This window comes from Vreelandella alkaliphila (assembly GCF_016107625.1).
Classification (GTDB): domain Bacteria; phylum Pseudomonadota; class Gammaproteobacteria; order Pseudomonadales; family Halomonadaceae; genus Vreelandella; species Vreelandella alkaliphila.
Map to the genome: position 1 here is coordinate 1 of NZ_JABASV010000005.1, position 19,094 is coordinate 19,094.

At 50.9% G+C, this 19,094-nt stretch carries 16 protein-coding genes; 11 read left to right on the top strand and 5 right to left on the bottom strand.

Going from position 1 to position 19,094, the window contains the following annotated elements:
* The coding region (locus tag JFC11_RS08790) for a (Fe-S)-binding protein (RefSeq protein WP_198349288.1) at positions 1 to 263 on the top strand (263 nt) is incomplete at its 5' end.
* Positions 260 to 1,621, top strand: coding sequence for a 2-oxoadipate dioxygenase/decarboxylase HglS (gene hglS, locus JFC11_RS08795; protein WP_120386185.1), 1,362 nt, complete (start codon positions 260 to 262; stop codon positions 1,619 to 1,621). The genes JFC11_RS08790 and hglS, both read left to right, overlap by 4 nt.
* A 63-nt stretch (positions 1,622 to 1,684) precedes the next feature.
* Here hglS and amaA read toward each other — a convergent pair whose 3' ends face one another.
* From amaA to amaB, 3 genes are all read right to left on the bottom strand, one after another.
* Positions 1,685 to 2,977, bottom strand: coding sequence for an L-pipecolate oxidase (gene amaA / locus JFC11_RS08800; protein WP_198349289.1), 1,293 nt, complete (start codon positions 2,975 to 2,977; stop codon positions 1,685 to 1,687).
* A 55-nt stretch (positions 2,978 to 3,032) separates the two neighbouring features.
* Positions 3,033 to 4,490, bottom strand: a complete 1,458-nt coding sequence (gene nhaC / locus JFC11_RS08805; protein WP_038479004.1) for a Na+/H+ antiporter NhaC — start codon at positions 4,488 to 4,490, stop codon at positions 3,033 to 3,035.
* A gap of 68 nt (positions 4,491 to 4,558) precedes the next feature.
* Positions 4,559 to 6,052, bottom strand: coding sequence for an L-piperidine-6-carboxylate dehydrogenase (gene amaB / locus JFC11_RS08810; protein ID WP_198349290.1), 1,494 nt, complete (start codon positions 6,050 to 6,052; stop codon positions 4,559 to 4,561).
* A gap of 124 nt (positions 6,053 to 6,176) precedes the next feature.
* On the opposite strand from amaB, the gene JFC11_RS08815 reads away from it, so the two are divergent.
* The gene (locus tag JFC11_RS08815) at positions 6,177 to 7,064 is read left to right on the top strand and encodes a LysR family transcriptional regulator (RefSeq protein ID WP_038478998.1); all 888 of its coding nucleotides are present in this window, start codon (positions 6,177 to 6,179) and stop codon (positions 7,062 to 7,064) included.
* A 158-nt stretch (positions 7,065 to 7,222) separates the two neighbouring features.
* Here JFC11_RS08815 and JFC11_RS08820 read toward each other — a convergent pair whose 3' ends face one another.
* Positions 7,223 to 7,369 (bottom strand): PAS domain S-box protein, encoded by a 147-nt coding sequence (locus tag JFC11_RS08820; RefSeq protein ID WP_231657893.1) that lies wholly within the window; start codon positions 7,367 to 7,369, stop codon positions 7,223 to 7,225.
* Between the two features lie 479 nt (positions 7,370 to 7,848).
* On the opposite strand from JFC11_RS08820, the gene JFC11_RS08825 reads away from it, so the two are divergent.
* The 7 genes from JFC11_RS08825 (at position 7,849) to JFC11_RS08855 (ending at position 17,313) form a co-directional block, all read left to right on the top strand.
* Positions 7,849 to 10,953: a bifunctional diguanylate cyclase/phosphodiesterase gene (locus JFC11_RS08825; protein ID WP_198349292.1), complete on the top strand. Its 3,105-nt coding sequence runs from the start codon at positions 7,849 to 7,851 to the stop codon at positions 10,951 to 10,953.
* Positions 10,954 to 11,222: 269 nt separating this feature from the next.
* Entirely contained in the window at positions 11,223 to 11,549 is a 327-nt protein-coding gene (locus JFC11_RS08830; RefSeq protein ID WP_198349294.1) for a hypothetical protein, read from the top strand.
* A complete protein-coding gene (locus tag JFC11_RS08835) occupies positions 11,549 to 14,434 on the top strand; it encodes a DUF1761 domain-containing protein (RefSeq protein ID WP_198349296.1) in 2,886 nt (961 codons plus the stop codon). Before JFC11_RS08830 ends, JFC11_RS08835 begins: the two co-directional genes overlap by 1 nt.
* A complete protein-coding gene (locus JFC11_RS08840) occupies positions 14,431 to 15,363 on the top strand; it encodes a hypothetical protein (RefSeq protein ID WP_198349297.1) in 933 nt (310 codons plus the stop codon). Before JFC11_RS08835 ends, JFC11_RS08840 begins: the two co-directional genes overlap by 4 nt.
* A complete protein-coding gene (locus JFC11_RS08845) occupies positions 15,364 to 16,203 on the top strand; it encodes a hypothetical protein (protein WP_198349299.1) in 840 nt (279 codons plus the stop codon). It begins immediately after the preceding gene.
* A gap of 23 nt (positions 16,204 to 16,226) precedes the next feature.
* Positions 16,227 to 16,754 (top strand): hypothetical protein, encoded by a 528-nt coding sequence (locus tag JFC11_RS08850; RefSeq protein ID WP_198349300.1) that lies wholly within the window; start codon positions 16,227 to 16,229, stop codon positions 16,752 to 16,754.
* A gap of 352 nt (positions 16,755 to 17,106) precedes the next feature.
* Positions 17,107 to 17,313 (top strand): cold-shock protein, encoded by a 207-nt coding sequence (locus JFC11_RS08855; RefSeq protein ID WP_038478993.1) that lies wholly within the window; start codon positions 17,107 to 17,109, stop codon positions 17,311 to 17,313.
* 135 nt (positions 17,314 to 17,448) lie between these two features.
* Here the strand turns inward: JFC11_RS08855 and JFC11_RS08860 are convergent, their stop codons facing one another.
* Positions 17,449 to 17,859 carry a GNAT family N-acetyltransferase gene (locus JFC11_RS08860; protein ID WP_038486363.1) on the bottom strand — a complete coding sequence of 137 codons (411 nt, stop codon included), beginning with the start codon at positions 17,857 to 17,859 and terminating at the stop codon, positions 17,449 to 17,451.
* Between the two features lie 330 nt (positions 17,860 to 18,189).
* Between JFC11_RS08860 and JFC11_RS08865 the strand changes: the two genes are divergently transcribed.
* Positions 18,190 to 19,086, top strand: a complete 897-nt coding sequence (locus JFC11_RS08865) for a LysR family transcriptional regulator (RefSeq protein ID WP_038478990.1) — start codon at positions 18,190 to 18,192, stop codon at positions 19,084 to 19,086.
* Positions 19,087 to 19,094: the final 8 nt, after the last annotated feature.

Sequence of the window (19,094 nt, forward strand, 5' to 3'; positions counted from 1 at the left end):
GCTGCTGCGGTATGTCCGGCACCTACGGCCATGAAACCCGTAATGTCGCAACCTCCAAAACCATTTATGCCCAATCCTGGCAGCCCCAGGTGGAAGCCGAGCAAAACACAGGCAAGCTGCTAGCCACCGGCTACTCCTGCCGCAGCCAGGTGAAACGCTATTCTGGGCAAACTTTGCTACACCCGCTTCAGGCGCTATTGGCGCAATTGAGGTCGGTATCTCATCCTTATCCCAACAATATGCAAGAGAGAGCAACGAAATGACTCAACCGAGCCTTCTTTCAACCAATGAAGTGCGTGACCGTTTCTCTAAGGCAATGTCGGCCATGTATCAAGCCGAAGTGCCGCAGTACGGAACGCTGCTTGAACTTGTCGAGCGCGTTAACCAAGAAACACTTAGTCAACAGCCCGAACTGCATCGCCGCCTGGAAGCGCAGGGTGAATTGGCCCGTTTGAGCGTAGAACGCCACGGGGCTATTCGCGTGGGAACCGCTACAGAGCTTGCCATGCTGCGCCGCCTGTTTGCTGTGATGGGTATGTATCCGGTGGGCTATTACGACCTTTCAGAAGCGGGCGTACCGGTTCACTCAACCGCCTTCCGGCCTATCGACGATGATGCGCTGGCGATGAACCCTTTCCGTGTTTTTACCTCGCTGCTGCGTTTAGAGCTTATTGAAAGCGAAGCGCTGCGCCAGCGTTCAGAAGAGATTCTGGCAAAGCGCGATATCTTTACCCCAGGGGCGCGCGAGCTTATTGAGCGTCATGAAACCCAGGGTGGGTTAACCAGCGAAGAAGCCGACCAGTTCGTCAAAGAAGCTCTGGAAACCTTCCGTTGGCACCAGGATGCGACGGTCGATCTGGAGACTTACCAGGCGCTACATGATGAGCACCGTTTGATTGCCGATGTGGTGTGCTTCCGTGGGCCGCATATTAATCACCTGACGCCACGCACCCTGGATATCGACGAAGTACAGCGCCGCATGCCGGAGATGGGCATGAATCCCAAAGCCGTCATTGAAGGGCCGCCGCGTCGTGAATGCCCCATTTTGCTGCGCCAAACCAGCTTTAAAGCGTTGGAAGAATCAATCCGCTTTGCCGGTGACGCGCAAGGTACTCACACCGCTCGCTTTGGTGAAATTGAGCAGCGTGGAGTGGCGCTAACACCGAAAGGCCGTGCGCTTTATGACCAGTTGCTTACTGAAGGCCGTAAGCAAACCGCAGGGTTGGATAACGACGCACATCAAACGGTTATGCAAAACGTCTTTGCCAAGCTCCCTGATAACGACGAAGCCATGCGCCGTGAGGGGTTAGCGTATTTTCACTATCACCTGACCGAGAAAGGTCAGGCCGCCAAAGACGTTGGCAATGCCGATATTGAGGCGTTAATCGCCCAGGGGCTGGTGGAAGCACAGCCGATTACCTATGAAGACTTTCTACCAGTGAGTGCGGCGGGTATTTTCCAGTCGAACCTGGGTGGTGCAGAGAGCGAAGCCTATGCTGGGAATGCCAATCGCGATGCCTTTGAAGAGGCATTGGGTACCCAGGTGACGGATGAGCTATCGCTCTATGCAGAGCGCGAAAATGCCTCTAAAGCGAAGGTGCTGGCAAGTTTAAAAAGCTAATCTTTCGTTTATAAAGAACGGCAGCACAGGAATGTGCTGCCGTTTTGTTACGTAGTAATGCCCCTAGATCAGCACCCGTAGACACTGACCCGCATGATATAGCGAGAAACCGCCTTCATAGGCACAGCTCCACAGAGGGCGGGCTTTGATGGGTTTGGGCTGTGATAGCGGAAGCGGCAGCAGGCTGTCATCATCGTTTGCAATGTAATGGGCAAAACCTTGGCCGACCACCGTGCCGGTAGTAATGCCGCGTCCGTTATAGCCAGTAGCTGACAATATCCCAGGAGCCGGTTCAAAAATACGCAAGGTGTGGTCCGGTGTGAACGCGACCTTGCCGGTCCAGGTATATTCCCAGCGAACGTTGCCGAGCCCAGGGAAGTAATGATCTTTTATGGTATCGGCCCAGCGGGTTAAGTAAGCCAGCGGTTTGCCTTCACCTTTCCCTAGGCTGCCCAACAGCAAGCGGCCTGCCTTATCTCGCCGAATACTGCTAAGTACCGTCCGAGTGTCCCAAGCGCCTTGCTTCTCTGGCAGTATCGCATCGGCGGCTTCGCCCGTCAGGGGTTCTGACGCCAGTTGATAATAGTGGCCGGTAAAGAAGTGTTGTCGAACTTGATTCCAGTCGTCTTCGGTATACGCATTGGTCGCCATGACGACTTTGCTCGCGGTCACGCTGCCATCTTGAGTTAATACCCGCCAGCGGTCTTCCTGTCGCTTGATGCCTGTTACGGGACTTTGGCAGTAGAGAGTGGCCCCAAGATCCGCTGACGCACGTGCGAGGCCTCGCGTATAGGCGCAGGGGTTGATAGTGCCCGCGCGCTTATCAAGCAGCGCGGTATGTATCTGAGAGGTTCCCGTCATCCGCTCGCATGCCTCTCCTTCGATTAACGTCACCGGCGCCCCACGGTTTTGTAACTGGTCCCGGCGGCGTGCGAGCTCTTGGCAGCCTTTGGTGTTATGGCCAAGGTGCAGGGTGCCTGTACGCGTTGCATCGCACTCAATGGCATAGCGCTCAATAATGTCGAATACTTTTGCTGGGGCGCCGCCCAGAATAGTATTAACGCGTTCGCCTTTTTCTTCACCTAGCGCGGCCACGATGTCATCGGGTGGAATCCAAAGTCCGGCATTAACCAGGCCAACGTTGCGGCCTGAACCACCCGTGGGGATATCTCCCGCCTCCAGCAAAATTACCTTGATGCCTTTTTCGGCCAAATGTAACGCGGTGGACAGACCCGTAATACCGCCACCAACAACACAGACCTCGGCCTCTTCCTGGTTCGCTAACGCAGGATAGTGTACTGGGGCTTCCGCGCTCGTTTGCAGCCAAAGGCAGCGCTCGGAGAGGGTCGTTTGCATCTTATAGTACCTCCTGAAAAGAAGCGCAGGTCGGCCATAGGCCGACCCTGTATGGCTATGAAGTAGGTTGGGAGGAGTAGTTGTTTTGAGGTGTATGGGGCGAGTTTTCAGCCGCGATCTCGGGGGATTCACGAGGAATAAAGCGGCCAGTTAGCGCCCACAGCAGGCCGAATAAAGGGGATAGCCAGCAAGCAAATGCAAAGGGCGCATATGCTAACGTGGGTACGCCAATCGTCGAGGACACAAATCCACCGCCCATGTTCCAGGGAATCAACGGCGAGGAGAGCGTGCCATTGTCTTCAATGGTGCGTGACAACGTCGAGGTCTTATAGCCCATGGCTTGATACTGGCCTTTCAGCAAGCGACCGGGCAGCACCAGCGTTGTATAAACATCGCCAATAATAGTGCTTACCGCCAGCGTTGTGCCGGAGCTTGTTGCCACTAAGCTGAAGCGACCTTTAATGAGCCGCATGAGCTGCTTAATAATCGCGTCAACGGTGCCATAGGCTTCTAACATGCCAGCAAAACCCAGCGCGAAGAACGTTAGCGTTACCACCCAGGTCATGGAGAGCACACCGCCACTGCTGAGTAGAGCATCAATCGCCGGATTGCCAGTATCGCTGCTAAAGCCATTTTGCATGGCATCAAACACGGCATGAACGGTTTCGCCCTGAACGCCGATAGCCACTAAGCCGCCTATCGCAGCGCCGGTGAAAATAGTCGGGAAAGGTGGGAATTTGGCAAGCGCTAAACCGATCACAACAAAAGGCGGAATCAGCGTTACCCAGGAGAGCGTAAAGGTGTCATCAAGAGCCTGACGAAACGTTGCAATATCGGTACTTCGTTCAAGCTGGCCGCCATAGCTAGTGCCGAGCCATAAATAAAGCACCAGCGCGACAATCATAGCAGGCACCGTGGTGGCCATCATGCTGCGTATATGGCTCCATAAATCGGTTTCACATACGGCAGGGGTTAGGTTGGTAGTCTCTGATAAGGGCGACATTTTATCGCCAAAGAACGCACCGGATACCAGCGCCCCGCCCGTTAGATACATGGGAATGCCCAGCCCTTCGCCGATGCCCATTAGGGCAAGCCCGAGCGTTCCTACTGTGCCCCAGGACGTGCCTGTGGCAAGAGATACCAACGCACTAATGACGCAGGTCGCGACAAGGAAGTAAGAGGGTGAAACCAGCTGAAAACCGTAATACATCAGCGTGGGAACGGTGCCGGAAAGAATCCAGGTGCCAATCACCATACCGACCGCTAATAGAATAAAAATAGCGGGCATCCCCAGCTTAACCACCTCAAGCATTGATGCTTCCATTTTTTGCCAGGGTACGCCACGGATGCGTCCGCACAGGGCACAAATCATTATCCCGAAGGCTAAAGGAATATGCGGGGTAAAGTCAGAGAAGATAAAAAATTGCAGAATTAGAATGGCGGTAGTGGCCAGCAGCGGTAATAGCGCCATCGCGAGGCCTGGCGTCGGGCCGATTTGGACATCGTCACGCATACATCACCTTCATTTTTTATGTTTTTAGTAAGGGCCCTGCAGGGAAGGGCCCTTATAGAGGGGAAGGGTTAGTCGAACTTAATGCCTTGGGCCAGTGGGAGTTCACGAGAGTAGTTCACGGTGTTAGTTTGGCGACGCATATAGCTCTTCCAAACGTCGGAGCCGGACTCGCGACCGCCGCCGGTTTCCTTCTCGCCCCCAAACGCACCGCCAATTTCAGCACCGCTAGGGCCGATGTTGACGTTGGCGATGCCGCAGTCACTACCAACCGCAGAGATGAAGGTTTCGGCTTCGCGAACATCGGTGGTGAAAATACACGATGACAGGCCCTGGGGGACGTCATTATTGGTAGCAATAGCCTCATCCAGCTCTTTGTAGGTGAGAACATAAAGAATGGGCGCAAAAGTTTCGTGCTTGACCAGATCGTTTTGCTCGGTCACTTCAACAATGGCAGGCTCGACGTAGTAGCCTTCGTTGCTGTTGGCGATCTCTACACGGTTGCCACCGAACACCTTCGCACCTTGTTCACGCGCTTTAGCCAGCACGCTTTGCATCGCATCAAAGGCTTGATGGTCAATTAGCGGACCAACCAAGTTACCTTCAAGCGGGTTGCCGATAGACACCGCGCTATAGGACTTCTTAAGACGCGCTAAGATTTCGTCTTTAATGGATTCATGAACGACTAAGCGGCGCAGTGTCGTGCAGCGTTGCCCAGCCGTACCTACCGCAGAGAAGAGAATGGCGCGAGTCGCCATATCAAGATCTGCGCTCGGCGCTAAGATCATGGCGTTGTTGCCACCCAGTTCAAGAATGCTGCGACCGAAGCGCGCTGCCACTTGTGGGCCAACTTCGCGACCCATGCGGGTGCTGCCGGTAGCGCTGATCAGCGCAACGCGAGCGTCATTGACCAACTGCTCGCCAGCGGCACGCTCACCAACTATCACCTGGCTCAGGTGCTTGGGTGCCTCATCGCCGAACTCTTCAATGGCGCGCTCTAACAGTGCTTGGCATGCCAGCGCTGTTAACGGTGTTTTTTCTGAAGGTTTCCACAGCAAGCTATTGCCGCATACCAGCGCTAAGGCTGAATTCCATGCCCAAGGGGCAACGGGAAAGTTAAATGCCGTAATTAGGCCAATCGGGCCTAACGGGTGCCAGCTTTCACGCATGTGGTGACCAGGGCGCTCGGAAGCGATGGTCAGTCCAAAAAGCTGGCGAGATTGACCAACGGCAAGGTCGCAAATGTCGATCATTTCCTGAACTTCGCCAAGCCCTTCCTGGAGAATCTTGCCACACTCCCAGGTGACCAGCTCGCCTAGTGATTCCTTGTGCTGGCGCAGTTGATCCCCAAACAGGCGCACCAATTCACCACGACGGGGGGCAGGCACGCTTTTCCAGGCTTGAAAGGCTTTTTCTGAGTTCGCAATAGCAGTTTCAATATCGCTGCTAGAAGCCGTTGTAAGACGACCAATTTCGCTACCATCAATCGGCGTGGTAACAATCAGGTAGCCGCCTTGATACTGTTCTTTTGCGACGCCCATTTTTTCCATCAGGGAATGAATCATTGCTTCACCAAATATTAAGTTGTGAGTAAATTGGTTACAGAGCCAGTATTGCCAAGCTTGCGGTAGCTCATCAAACGATGTTTGTGAAAAACATCATTCCTTAATTTCACCAAGTGGGATTGCCATGCGTCGTCGAAACTTACCTTCTTTGACCAGCTTGAATTGCTTTGAGGCAGCGGCGAGGCACCTCAGTTTTACGCGGGCCGCGGATGAGCTGAGCCTGACGCAAAGTGCGGTGAGCAAGCAGGTGTCACAATTGGAAGTAACGCTGCAACATCCGTTATTCAGGCGGGTGAGAAAGCGCCTGCACCTGACGCCAGAGGGGGCGGTCTATCTTGGCGAAGCGCGTAAAATACTAGCCCAAGTCGAAATGTCTACGCGTTATATGCAGTCTTATGGCGTAGAGGCAGATGTACTGAATATCGCCACGTTACCCACCTTTGGGGCGCGTTGGCTTATCCCCAGACTCAACGGGTTCCGCTTTAAACATCCCAATATTAATCTCAATATTTCTAACCGTACCGAACCGTTTGATATGCAAAAAGAGCGCATAGAGGCGGCGTTCTTTTTTGGCCATGGTGTATGGCCGCGGGCTGAGTGTATAAAGTTGCTGGATGAAGAGGTGGTGCCTGTCTGCGCGCCTTCCGCCATGGAGCAGACAACCGTTCGCGACCCATTAGACTTAACAGACATGGTGTTGTTACAGGTTTCTACTCGGCCCGAGGGGTGGCATGACTGGTTTGAAGCACAAGATCTATATACGGAGCACAGCTACCATGGGCCAAGATTCGATACGTTCTATATGGCGTTAAGATCTGCCCGCGCGGGCTGTGGCGTCGCCCTAGTGCCAAAATTCCTTGCTCAGGAAGAGCTTGATGAGGGGAAGTTAATCATTCCTTGGCAGTTCTCGCTTAAAAGCCAGGATGCTTACTACATGGCCTACCCAGAGCATATGGTCGACGTTTATAAGCTGCGCGTTTTTATTGAGTGGATACGAGCTCGTTTGGATTAGTTGTTAGTTGTTAGTTGTTAGTTGTTAGTTGTTAGGGCGACGGGTAAATAGTCGGGCAGGCGCTTTAGTTCTTCTAAGGGCATGGGGCGTGCGAATAGGTACCCTTGGAGTAGGTCACAGTGGCGGCGAGTGAGGTCTTCTTGCTGTTGCTGGGTAGGTTATTGAAAGGAGTGCGCAATAAACGGGTTAAAATGTGCCCCTATTAAATGAGATGCTGGGTATCCTGTGATACTTTCAAGTGCTTTATTGCAGCGTTGAAAGTGTCCGTTAAGGTCAAATTCATAAACGCCACCAGGGTGATTCACAAACAGGGAGCGGTGCCACTCAGAAAGTGTGCGCCGGATCGAAGCGCATAATGTAAACCAGCGCGTCAGGCAGCATCAATTTTGCCTATTCAATTAGCGCGACCAGCGTTGTGGTGAGTGGCGCTCCGGCGGCGGTCAGCTCGTGGATTTCCTGCTGGGCCTTCTAGTAGCGGAAATTCATGGTGCATAACGCGCCCTTTTCATGCATGAGGCTCAAGGGCCGTATGACTGTATTTATGTTTAATTCTGACGCGTAGCTATTCAACTCGTACCATGTAACTAAACATAAGTGATAGCAACGTAAAATTGCTCCTCCTTTATGCTAATTCTCGCGATATCCGACTAAAGCTATTGCATTGCTTGCCGATACTAAAAGACGCCAAAAAAAATGTAAGGAAGTCTCCCATGCGTCATGAGTTCAGGCCGTCATTATTTTGCCCCTTAGCAAACCTTCAGCTCTGTTTCATTGAGGAGTGTTAATGGTTGCACCATTGCCACCGAATGAAGCAGACCGTTTGCGTGCGATGTGGCGCTATATCCGTCATAACCAGGCTCCTGACGCTGTTTTAGATGCTATTACTCGTTCTGCCGCCAAGTTTTTTGACGTTCCAATTGTGCTGATCGGCTTGGTTGAAGAAGAGTGTCAGTGGTTCAAGAGCCAAGTGGGCCCCGAAATTGCCAATATCCCCCGTGACGTCTCGTTCTGCGCTTATACTATTTTGGAAAACGAGCTTTTGGAGGTGGTGGATGCCACTGTGGATGCCCGTTTCCAGAATAATCCCTTAGTCACCGGCCCGCCTTATATTCGCTACTACCTGGGAGCGCCGCTAGTGACGCCCGACGGGTTTTCTATTGGCACGCTGTGCCTGATAGATCACCGCCTAAGGGCCATAGGTGACGAGAATAAGCGTCATTTGCAGACCTTAGCCCACCAGGTCATGAGTCATCTGGAATTGCAGCGGCTTCAGCGTCTTGAGCGACTTATTAATCACGCGGGGCTGGGTGTTTGGGAGCTCGATGTAAGCTCCAATACGATATGGAGTAATGAGGCGTTTCTACGCTTGCATGGCGCTTCGCCGTTAACACCTAGTAGCCGCTTTGAGCTCGCAAGTCACTATTTGCCTGAAGATCGCGACACACTGGAAAGCGGGTTGGGGAGAATCATTCATCAGGGCACTCCTTTTGACGCCTGCCTACGTTTGAAAGCCCCCGGCGAAACGGCGATTACCTGGGTACAGTTAACGGGTGCCTCTATCGACGATACGGTGCCTGCCCGTCATATTGCCGGTACCCTGCAGGACATTACGCTCCTTCAGCGGAACAAACACGAACTTGAGTGGCGTCACCGTATCGACGATCTAATCACTCGCCTGCAAGCGAGCATTATTGCTGGAGATAATATTTCTGATACGTTTTCAGGTGCGCTAGAGGCGCTGCTGTCGCTAACAGAGAGTGAATACGGGTTTATTGGTGAGGTGTTTAAGGATGAGAGCGGAGAGCCGTTTCTTAAGACCCACGCCATTACTGATATTAGTTGGGACGACGCTTCACGGACACTTTACCGTAAGGCACAAGCGCACGGTTTAGTGTTCTCTCAGTTAGACTCACTCTATGGTCATGTTCTGCGTACTGGCAAGCCGCTGATTAGCAATCGGCCTTCCCATGATCCAAGGCGTGGCGGACTGCCTAAAGGGCATCCTTCCCTCGATACGCTGTTGTGTCTGCCTGTCTCGGTGGAAGGCGAGATGGTTGCTATGCTGGGACTTGCCAACTGTGCTAAGGGGTATAGCAATGAAACGCTTACGTTGCTTGAGCCTTTGCTCCGGCCACTTGGTCAACTGATTCACGGCTTACGCTTGCGCCGTCAGAACGACGAAGCCTGGAAGCGCCTGGAGCTATCCTCCAAGGTGTTTTCTAGCAGTCGTGAAGCGATCATGATCTCGGATAGCGATAACCGCATTATTGAGGTTAATGAAGCATTTGAACGAATTACCGGCTATACCCGTGACGAAGTGCTTGGCAAGAACCCTCGGGTCTTATCGTCAGGGCGCCAAACGCCTAGCTTCTATCGGTCACTGTGGGCATCGCTGAACGAGAAGGGATATTGGCAGGGTGAGGTGATTAATCGACGCAAAAACGGCGATCCATTGCCAGAGATGCTGTCAATTTCAGTGGTACGCAATGAAACTGGTGACACTACCCATCATGTTGCCGTTTTTTCCGACCTGACGCGCATCAAGCAGCATGCGGATGAGCTGTTTCGAGCGGGGTATGTGGATCGCCTGACCGCGCTGCCTAATCGCCGCCACATGATTGAGCTTATGCATGAGGCACTTGATAGCAGCAAGCCAGATGAAACCCTGGCAATAGCGGTACTCGACTTAGACGGGTTTCAGGAACTCAATTTGAGATTTGGTCGAGCGGGGGCTGATCGAATCCTGGTGGTTTTGGCTGGACAATTAGTCGATGCGCTAGGGTCAGGTGATCTTATCGCTCGTATTGGGGGGGATGAGTTTGCTTTTCTGCTGCACCGATTTGAGGGTGGTATTGAGCGTTTAAATCTTATACTTCAACAGGTTACGAAACCATTGACGATGCCTGAACTAGGGGGTACAGATAAGGCGCCGCTGAGACTGACTGGCAGCCTAGGCGTTACTCTCTTTCCTGCTGATCACAATGATCCTGACACCCTGTTACGTCACGCCGACCAAGCGATGTATCGCGCCAAAATGGCCGGTGGTAATCGTTTCGTCCTATTCGATCCTGAGCGCGAACAAGAGCTTAAGGACCTTCAGATCCGGCGCGGACAAATTGCACGTGCACTTGATGCAGATGAGTTTGTGCTCTTTTACCAGCCGCAGTTTGACCCAGTCTTTCAGCAGGTCACCGGTGTGGAGGCGCTGATCCGCTGGCAGCACCCCGAGCGCGGGCTGCTGGCCCCCGGTCAGTTTCTACCCGCGATTTCTGGTAGCGAACTAGAACTGAGCTTTGATGCATGGGTGCTCGAAACAGCGCTGAAGCAGATGGAGGAGTGGCATGCCAGCGACATCATGCTGGAGGTATGCATTAACCTAAGCCCCCAGTCACTCACTCGAGCCGATTTCTTCGATACGCTGCAGGGTGCGTTGGCCGCACACCCAGATGTGTCGCCAGCACTGCTATGCCTTGAGGTACTGGAGTCTGCTGCGCTGGACGATTTGCAAGCCGCGACACAGGTCATGCGTGCCTGTCGCTCGCTAGGGGTGAACGTTGCCTTGGATGATTTTGGTACGGGGTATTCGTCGCTGACCTATCTACGTGATCTGCCTGTGGATGTGGTTAAAGTAGATCGCAGCTTCGTTATCAACATGTTGGAGCGCGATCATGATTTGGCCATTGTTGAGAGCGTTGTGTATCTGGCTAAACGATTCAATAAAAAAGTCGTCGCGGAAGGGGTTGAGAGTAACGCTCACGTCAAACGACTGACAGAAATGGGCTGCCATTTGTTGCAAGGATTCGGTATCGCCCGTCCCATGCCGGCAAAGGCGTTGCAGACGTGGTACGAACATCCCTCAAAAATGCTCAAAGAACTCAACCTTACCTGATAGCTAGCGGCCAGAAGACAGCGCTACGACAGGATATAAACGTCCATCAGAATGAATTAGCAAAAGGAAATAAAATGTTAATTTAACTGAAAAGTAGCGTTGACTTATACAGGGCGGGTCTGTGATTATAAATAATAATTAATATTTCAAAAAACTCGATAGCGGGAGTGAGCGTGTTTTCATGCCGAAATACAGCCGTCATTTTCGGCATATTAGCCAGTTTTTCCTGCGTTCAAAGCTATTATAGCCAGCCAGTTTATGCAGATAGCTTGGATGATTTCGCTGCACAGCTGTTATGTCGTGATGAAGCTGATTGTCCCTCCTCGCAAAGCGCAGTACCCCGCACTCCCTTAGTCATCGAAGGCACCGTTCTGCCTGATGATGCTGCCCGTGGCGTTGATGAAGAACAGGCCTTTTTTATTCAACAGGGCGCTTATTTGAATCAAACGGGCGCCCTGGTATCGCTTGAAGGCAGCGCTATCGTTGTAACGCTGCCAGAGCGCGGCCAATTAAAAACAGGTAGCGGAACGACAGTGGTAACAGCGCCTCGAACAGCCCCCGTCATTATCACGATACCAAGCGAACAAAGAGAATAATGCGTCATTACTTAAAAAATGGGAGGGCTTGGCTTTGGCTGCTCTTCACACTCAATATTGCCTATTTAGTTTATGAATTGGCGTTTAACAGCCGCTTGGTAGATGCATCGGTTGCCCGCTTATCGAACGGCGACATTAGAGCGTTAGAGCTAGAGGGGCGGATACTGTCGGGTATCGGACTTAGCTTGCTGCTACTACGCCTGATCACATTAAAAAATAAGCCAACCAAGTTGTTTATAAAGCAGGTGACGCTGGCGATTGCCATTGGCTTCCCTGTTATGTTTTTTGGCCAGCGCATCTTAGTTGATGTATTGATTGATCGCACTTCTGCCGAGCAGCGCATGGATGCTCAGCATCTTCTGCTGATGAAACGGGGTCTTGCCACTAACTCACTGCAGTTGGAAGGTATTGCGTTTGATGAAGAAGATCTCGATTCACCTCATACGCGTAGCTTTCTTTCTGTATTAGGGCTGATGACGTTTGTCTCTCCCGCCTTTGTTGATGATCTCAAGGCAGAGGCAGAGCGTATTATCCATCAAGTGGCGACAAATGAAGCGAGTAAGGAGCTACCTGAAAGCTACCAAGGCTATGAAACGCTACAAGAGTCTACTCGTGGTGCATGGGACGCGTATAAAACGATTTCGGATAATTATTGGGCGGCCCAGCAAGAGATCTCCAGCTACGCTGAGCAAGCGTGGCTAGATGTGCAAGAAGACCTGTTAAGTCAATGGCGAAATAACCAAGTAGAAGGAAGCGAAGAGGCTTTCACTCGCCAGGTGCTGACACTACAGCGCAGTTTGGCAACCTATTTTAATGCCCGACAACGATGTGAAAGTGGCCATTTTAGAAATGAATGTGTTGTTCGAGTCGAAGAGATTTATCGTAAAGAAGTAGTCGACAATTTAGGGCACTATATTGCCCCCACAGATTGGTGCTATGCCCCCGAAGTAGTGACCCAAAATGTCCGTCGTGGCAATCGTTTCGTTACTGAGCAGCGAACCGTTCAGCGCTGTGAAGACCTCTCTTACGAGCATTTGAATGGGAAGCTAGCCACCGTTTTAGGTGCGCCTGCTTCTTACGAACACTTTGTGGCGAGTGATGACGTTGCTGCTCAGGTAAGGCAAGCAATGCTGGCACAGGGTATTGAGCTACCCAGTGATTGGCGCGCGAATGACCGGGAGGGATTTCTTGAGGCGATTATTGCAGAGCAGTCTCACGAGATAGGCGAGCAAGCAGATCAGTCCATGCAACAACATTTAGGTGCATCGCTACCACTTGATTTGAATGCCGACGCCTTTATTGCCTCTCAGCCAATTCAGGATCAACTACACGAGGCGTTACAACCGCGTGATGAGCAGATGGTCATCACGTTAGACCTGACGCCAGAGCAGTTCAGAGACCAGGTGCTGTTACCGCACTATTTAGCGTATGCCGAGGCGGAGCGTCAGCGGTTATATGATGACGCTCAACTGCTCGCGAATGGTCAGTCTAGAGAAGAAGAGGGTAAACAGTACGTTCGAGCACTTATTGTGCCACCGATTGCGATGGGTTTTTCACTGTTTTTTGCGTTAGTGAATGCGATTGGTTTGGCCGCAAGTATTCCTGTTCTCATGGTTTCCAGATATCGCTGGTTACCCCACGCGATCAAAGTGGGTGGGTTGGTGATTGTTGTAACGGTGCCTATGTTGAGTAGTGCGGCAGTGACGCAAACCCCAACGTACCGTTATTTTAACGAAGAATTTCAGCGCTCAATGACCACGGGGGGCGCGTTATTTGCCACCTGGGTAATTCACACTCAGCCGGTGATCTATTCGTTAGGGCGCTTCGCTTCCTACATTGCGCCTCCATTGGTAAGCGGGCATTCCAACGCGATAGAGCGTTTTGAAAGTGATAACCAGGAAAGTGAAGCAACAACATCTGGCTCTGTTGAACAAGCTGCGGTAGAAAGGCTAGTTGAGTTATCGGCTTCTCCTTATTCTCTCTCTCCCTATTCTCCCTCTGCCGCCGAAGAAAACAGCACTCATGTGGCGTTGCCAGAGAACGAGGGGCCGTTAGGTGTGATGCATCTAGACGTCTCAACGCCGCTAGAAAGCCAACTAGCCACACTGCATGAAAACATGCCCCATCACGCGGCACTTATTGATGTCCAGCAGCTCAGTGACGGCAACTGGGCGATCCATCGTTCTCCGGTGATCACTGGCGAAGGTACCTGCCTTACCAATTTCTCAAGAGCGATGGATATTAGTCGAGTAAATAGTCTTCAGTGGCGAGCCGCCAGGCATGGCGACTGTGGTAGCGACGCGATTGCGAAACGCCCCGTTAGTATTTCTCTTGCAACTGATTTTGCTCGTGTTATCCAGCGAAATGAAGATGGCATCGCGTTATGGGTGCATTTCCAACCTACGCTCTTGGGCGAAGTTAATTGTCATGCAGTACGTCGTGAGGCCGACCAAATTGCTGATGTGCTAGGGGCCCATCGGTTTACCGCTGCTGCCAGTACGCCACAGGTACTTAGCTGTTTTGCGCGGCATGAACGTCAGTATGGCCTTGCTTATTTCGGGCCTGAGTATGGCGAGCCCCAAGCAGAAGGGGATAGCCAGCTTCGTCGTATGAGCTTGGCAGACGTTCAGCGCCTGCGTGAGCGCGCCAGGGGTGTCGGCTATCGTCCTCAAGCCTTAACGCTATCGGAAGCAGCGTTAGAAGGTATTCAGGGCGTTCTGACCAAGGGAGACTGGCTAGTGGTTCATCACAGCCACACCAATACAGGCGTATTCACCTTTTCACAAACTCACGACTTACGCTATGGCGTTTTTGGGGCGAGACAACTGCCAGCCAGCACGGCAGGCCAACCGCTAGACGTGATAGTGACAAGGAACCACGAATGATCATGAAAAAAGCGCTGAAATGGGCGGGAGCCATCGCGGTAGGGGTAACAACATTCTCTGCTGCGCATGCTAACGATTTGGTGGTCGAATCCTTCGCACAATCAGCATTAACACAAGAGCAAAAGCAAGCCTGGCAATATTACATTGCTCAGGAAAGTGCCCAATTTGGTTGCCAATACGGCGATGATATTCGCTTACAGGAAGACCCCCGGGGGACCTTGCAGGCATTAGCCAATGGCGACGATATGGATCCTCTCCTGGTGACATTACGCACATTTCTATTTGCCGGTGAGAACGTTCAAACGCTGTTAGCACGCAATATGGTGATTGCTAGCATGGAATGTAACCCTGTTTATTACTTTGATGGGGAGCTAATTGGCCATCCGGTACTGCCCTTTGAAGAGCATCTCGACATCTTGCTTTCTAAGTTAAGGCAAACACCAGAGTTAAGCGCGCACATGGAATTTTTGCGCGGTACCAAAGCAGCGGCGATTGATGCGCGTTGGTTCTGGGCGTTTTATCTATTAGATGGCGACCACTATCGGTTATTAGGCCAGAACGTTGACACTATTCAACAAGTCGCGCGCATGTTTGTCGGCAGCTTAGGCAACGTGATGGAAGAAAACGCGTTTTGGTTGATATACGACAATGTGTTTAGCCAAGGTATTTACGTTGAAAATACCAACGAGTGCCAAGGTGAACAAGCCGAGCCTAATGCCAACATTGTGGTTGATAAAAACATTGCCTGGGAAATGGTTGAAGCCTTTTACCGAGAAGAAGGTATTTCAAGCCGAGGCAGTTGGCGGCCAGCCGTTCAGCAAGAGGGAGATGGCTATCAATTGGCTGAATCAACCACCATTGAAGACCCCATCAACCCCTATTTTAATGTCAGTCGCCGCGTCACTATAAAGCCACAGGAGTGCCAGTAAATGTATTTTAAGGCCCTATTTACCGCCGGGGTAATATCGCTGTTTTCACTGCCCACCAGTGCATTCGCCCAGGTTGCTTGCCAAGACGATGAGCGGCTCTATTCATTTGCTGACTATATCGATGAACGGCAGGCAGGCACGTCTGAGCCTTTGCAGTTAACTGTGGCAACATTTTTAAACCTGACGCCCAGGGCGAGGGACGTGATCGGTGACAATCTGCGCTTACTCGATAGTGAGTGTCGCCCAATGCAAGTCAGCCAAGGTGAGCCGCCATTTCGAATCGAAATGCCTTTCTCGACGCTGTATATGGGCTTTTACGATGCTGTCCTAAGAGGTGATGAAAGGACGCAGCAAATCCTGCTCAATAGCTTTCGTGCTGAGCCTGTCGATCCTATGGAGTTCATTAGTTACTTTACGGTGATTGATAGCGGCAACGAAGAGCTGATGGAGCGCTTAGCCAGAAGTGCGGGAATTAATATTCACACGGCTTCTTGTAATGATGCAACAAAGTATCTGCACTTCGCTGATCTGTTTGTACGTTTTGGTGGAAGCGTCTACGGAGAACATGGCAAAGCGTGGTTTGTATCGGGTAAAGATCCAGAAGTTACGTCGGTTGACGAAAATTTGACTCAACAATACTCAAGTTTAGTGGGAAGTAACTGTGAGGTTTCGAAGAACACTGTTTTAGCTTTAGCTGAAGCAGCTGGTGCTATTACTTACGATATAGGTAACAAATTTAATAGTACTTGGCACAGCTATGAAAACTACTACACAGAAAGGCACAGCCTTTGGCTTGAGCAAGGCGCACCCGACGCCGTACCTACCAGTCTTTTCGATTAAATATAAATTAAAAAGGGAACTAGATGAAACGTACCTATAAGCCAGTGATTGCCGCAGTTTTCGGCTGCGCGCTTTTCTATGGAACTGCTGCGTCAGGCTCAACAGTAGATTGGACGCCCTTGCTTGCGTCGTGGGAAGACGGTTGTGCCCAATCTGAGGAGTGGAGCGAACTACGCCGTAATCTGGTGACTTACCCAGATGGCTCGCTCTACCCGGAGGTTAACGAGATTGTTCTGCCGACTGTTTATAAAGAAGTTCTTGGAGAAATAGATTTCTTCGAGCGCAACCGAGATTATAGCGGCTACCGTTTAGCAGCAAAAAACGGTGAGTACTACGGCCTGCCAGTTGAAAGCTTCGTTTTTTATCTTGGAAACTCAAATGGCATTAGCGTGCTTTTGGTTGAGTTTTCAGCGCCTATTGACGAAGTGCAGGAAAGGCTTTCAAGCGTTGATTATTCCTTGGTGAACCATGACAGCGGCCCCTATCAGGCGCAGTTGATTACTGACGAAGAAGTGGGAAAAGCCATGCTGATGTGCGATTTAAGCGTTTGAAGAAAATTTTTTAAAATTGTTTTAAAAGAATGGCTGGCTATATGCCAGCCAATAAGTTTGTAAGTTGCTGTAATGCATGTTTTAAATCCTCAATATATGATTAAGCTTTATTTTATGTTCAGGATAAACACCTCAATATAGAGGCTGTTGTTACCTTATTTAGCTCTTTTTGGTATTAGCTGTTGACGTAAGTAATATAGAAGCGCAGACTGATTGCAGTTGGTTAGCAAGTCGAACGTTGTCAGCAGTATCGAAGCATTTTAGCGTTGAGCCTGGTGAAAGTCTCTTGTTCTACCCTCTGTAACTCGGGTATTTCCTCGGCATTAATTTCGCTAAATCGAGGATTTCGATCATGGCAACTGGTACCGTAAAGTGGTTTAACGACACTAAAGGCTTCGGCTTTATTTCTCCTGAAGTTAGCGGCGACGATCTGTTCGCACACTTCTCCGAAATTCAAGCAGAAGGCTTTAAATCCCTGCAAGACGGTCAGAAGGTTTCTTTTGACGTAACTCAGGGCCAAAAAGGCCTTCAAGCTTCTAATATCAAGGTTGTGGAATAAACTCCCTACCGAGATATTAGCTACCGGCTAAGTCGGTAAGCTTAAAAACCCCGCCGTGTGCGGGGTTTTCGCGTTTGTTTATAGAGTAGTCTAAAAAGAATATGCTGAGTTATTAACCGTTATCTTATGAGGGGGCTAAAATTCCAGGCTTAGTCTAAGCATATCTTTGTGCTGAATTCCATTTTCAATGATAGGCTCAGGGTAGTTCTTCAAGAAAAAATCTTTATCAATACAATTAACCCTAAAGCCCTGCCGTTGGTAGAAGGTCAGTTGATAGCCGAATGTACCCGTTCCTACCTCTAAGCGTTGCGCACCAGATGCCTTTACTTTTTCGATAACATGCCTGAGAAGTTGTGTACCAACACCGTTCTGTTGAACCGATGGTGAAACGGCAATGTTCATCAATTCCAGTGCTCCCTCAGAAATCGGCTTGATAACACAAACTCCAACTACCGAACCCTTGGCACAGGCGATGAAGCATCTTGATTGATATAGGTAGCTTTTGATGGCTTCTTCGCAGGGATCCGCTAAAAGAAGTAGCTCCATTGGCACCTCAGAGGGTGTTATCTCAGCTATTTGCAACGATGCATGCTCCTATCGCATTCAGAGTAATTTTCATTCTACTCTTTGTGTCCATGTTCCATGTCTTTATGTGAGCGTGTGGGTGATTTTTTGACTCAATAAGGTTTTAGGGCACACGTTCTGGCTTAGATAGGCACGCATGGTCTGCCACTATAAAATCACATTATTTATATTTCGAAAGTAGCATAAAAAAGATGGGAGCAAGCTGCCTTAGATAGGGGCATTTTGTTGCTATTGGTTTGAAAAAGCTGGTGTGCGAGCTCATCGGCACGAGGTTATTCACACGAGATCATCATGACCCTACTGGATAAACGTGCGTTTTACTTATTTGAGGTAAGCAGTTGCGGTGGCATTCGTGCGGCGGCGGAGCATCTGCATATCAATCCCTCTGTGGTAAGCCGCCAAGTACGTGGGTTGGAGAGAGAATTGGGCATGGCGTTGTTGGAGCGTCAAGGTCGGCATGTGACGTTGACCGAAGCAGGCCAATTGGTAGTGGAAGGATTTCTTGCTCAGCGGCGGTTGAATTCAGAGCTGGGAGATACGCTGTCTCGGTTACGCAATTTACAGTCGGGGAAGGTGGTAGTCTCGGTAGGTGATGGCTTTGTGGATAGCTTTATCAACCACGTGATGCGCCGTGTTTCCGAGCATTATCCCGACGTGCTGATCGAGATTAAAACAGGGATTTATTACCCCCGAGAACCCCATGAGATGGTGGCCAGCGACGAGGTGGATATTGCTATTACCTACGGCCCCATTTCAGACCCACGGTTAGTAGTGCACTCTTTTGAGCGGGGGCCGTTGTGCGCGCTGGTAGCACCATCCCACCGGCTTGCCCGCCAAGATAGCGTGTCGGTCACGGAGTTATTACAGCACAAATTGATTTTTTTACCGGATGCCTCGGGCTCGCAGCAGTTCGTGAATGCGCTATTTGGTGCTGCCGGGCAGTTGGCTACGCCTGCCTATCGTTGCAACCTGCATTCGGTGTCTCGAAGGTTGGCATGTGCGGGGATTGGCGTGTCGTTTATGACGGCTGCTGCTGCACGCAGCGAAGTAAACGCTGGTTTGCTGAAGGCGATTCCCATTGACCACCCTATGGCCGCTAGTAGCCAAGGCAATTTGGTGCGTAGAGTCGGCAGAAGGCTTTCGCCCGCTGCCGACTATTTGTGGAAGTTAATGATGGCGATGCAGTGACGTACTGA

Excerpts from the sequence above, each read along its gene's own strand:
- hglS (WP_120386185.1), top strand. The coding sequence starts at position 260 with ATGACTCAACCGAGCCTTCTTTCAACCAATGAAGTGCGTGACCGTTTC.
- amaA (WP_198349289.1), bottom strand. The coding sequence starts at position 2,977 with ATGCAAACGACCCTCTCCGAGCGCTGCCTTTGGCTGCAAACGAGCGCG.
- nhaC (WP_038479004.1), bottom strand. The coding sequence starts at position 4,490 with ATGCGTGACGATGTCCAAATCGGCCCGACGCCAGGCCTCGCGATGGCG.
- amaB (WP_198349290.1), bottom strand. The coding sequence starts at position 6,052 with ATGATTCATTCCCTGATGGAAAAAATGGGCGTCGCAAAAGAACAGTAT.
- JFC11_RS08815 (WP_038478998.1), top strand. The coding sequence starts at position 6,177 with ATGCGTCGTCGAAACTTACCTTCTTTGACCAGCTTGAATTGCTTTGAG.
- JFC11_RS08825 (WP_198349292.1), top strand. The coding sequence starts at position 7,849 with ATGGTTGCACCATTGCCACCGAATGAAGCAGACCGTTTGCGTGCGATG.
- JFC11_RS08835 (WP_198349296.1), top strand. The coding sequence starts at position 11,549 with ATGCGTCATTACTTAAAAAATGGGAGGGCTTGGCTTTGGCTGCTCTTC.
- JFC11_RS08840 (WP_198349297.1), top strand. The coding sequence starts at position 14,431 with ATGATCATGAAAAAAGCGCTGAAATGGGCGGGAGCCATCGCGGTAGGG.
- JFC11_RS08845 (WP_198349299.1), top strand. The coding sequence starts at position 15,364 with ATGTATTTTAAGGCCCTATTTACCGCCGGGGTAATATCGCTGTTTTCA.
- JFC11_RS08850 (WP_198349300.1), top strand. The coding sequence starts at position 16,227 with ATGAAACGTACCTATAAGCCAGTGATTGCCGCAGTTTTCGGCTGCGCG.
- JFC11_RS08855 (WP_038478993.1), top strand. The coding sequence starts at position 17,107 with ATGGCAACTGGTACCGTAAAGTGGTTTAACGACACTAAAGGCTTCGGC.
- JFC11_RS08860 (WP_038486363.1), bottom strand. The coding sequence starts at position 17,859 with ATGGAGCTACTTCTTTTAGCGGATCCCTGCGAAGAAGCCATCAAAAGC.
- JFC11_RS08865 (WP_038478990.1), top strand. The coding sequence starts at position 18,190 with ATGACCCTACTGGATAAACGTGCGTTTTACTTATTTGAGGTAAGCAGT.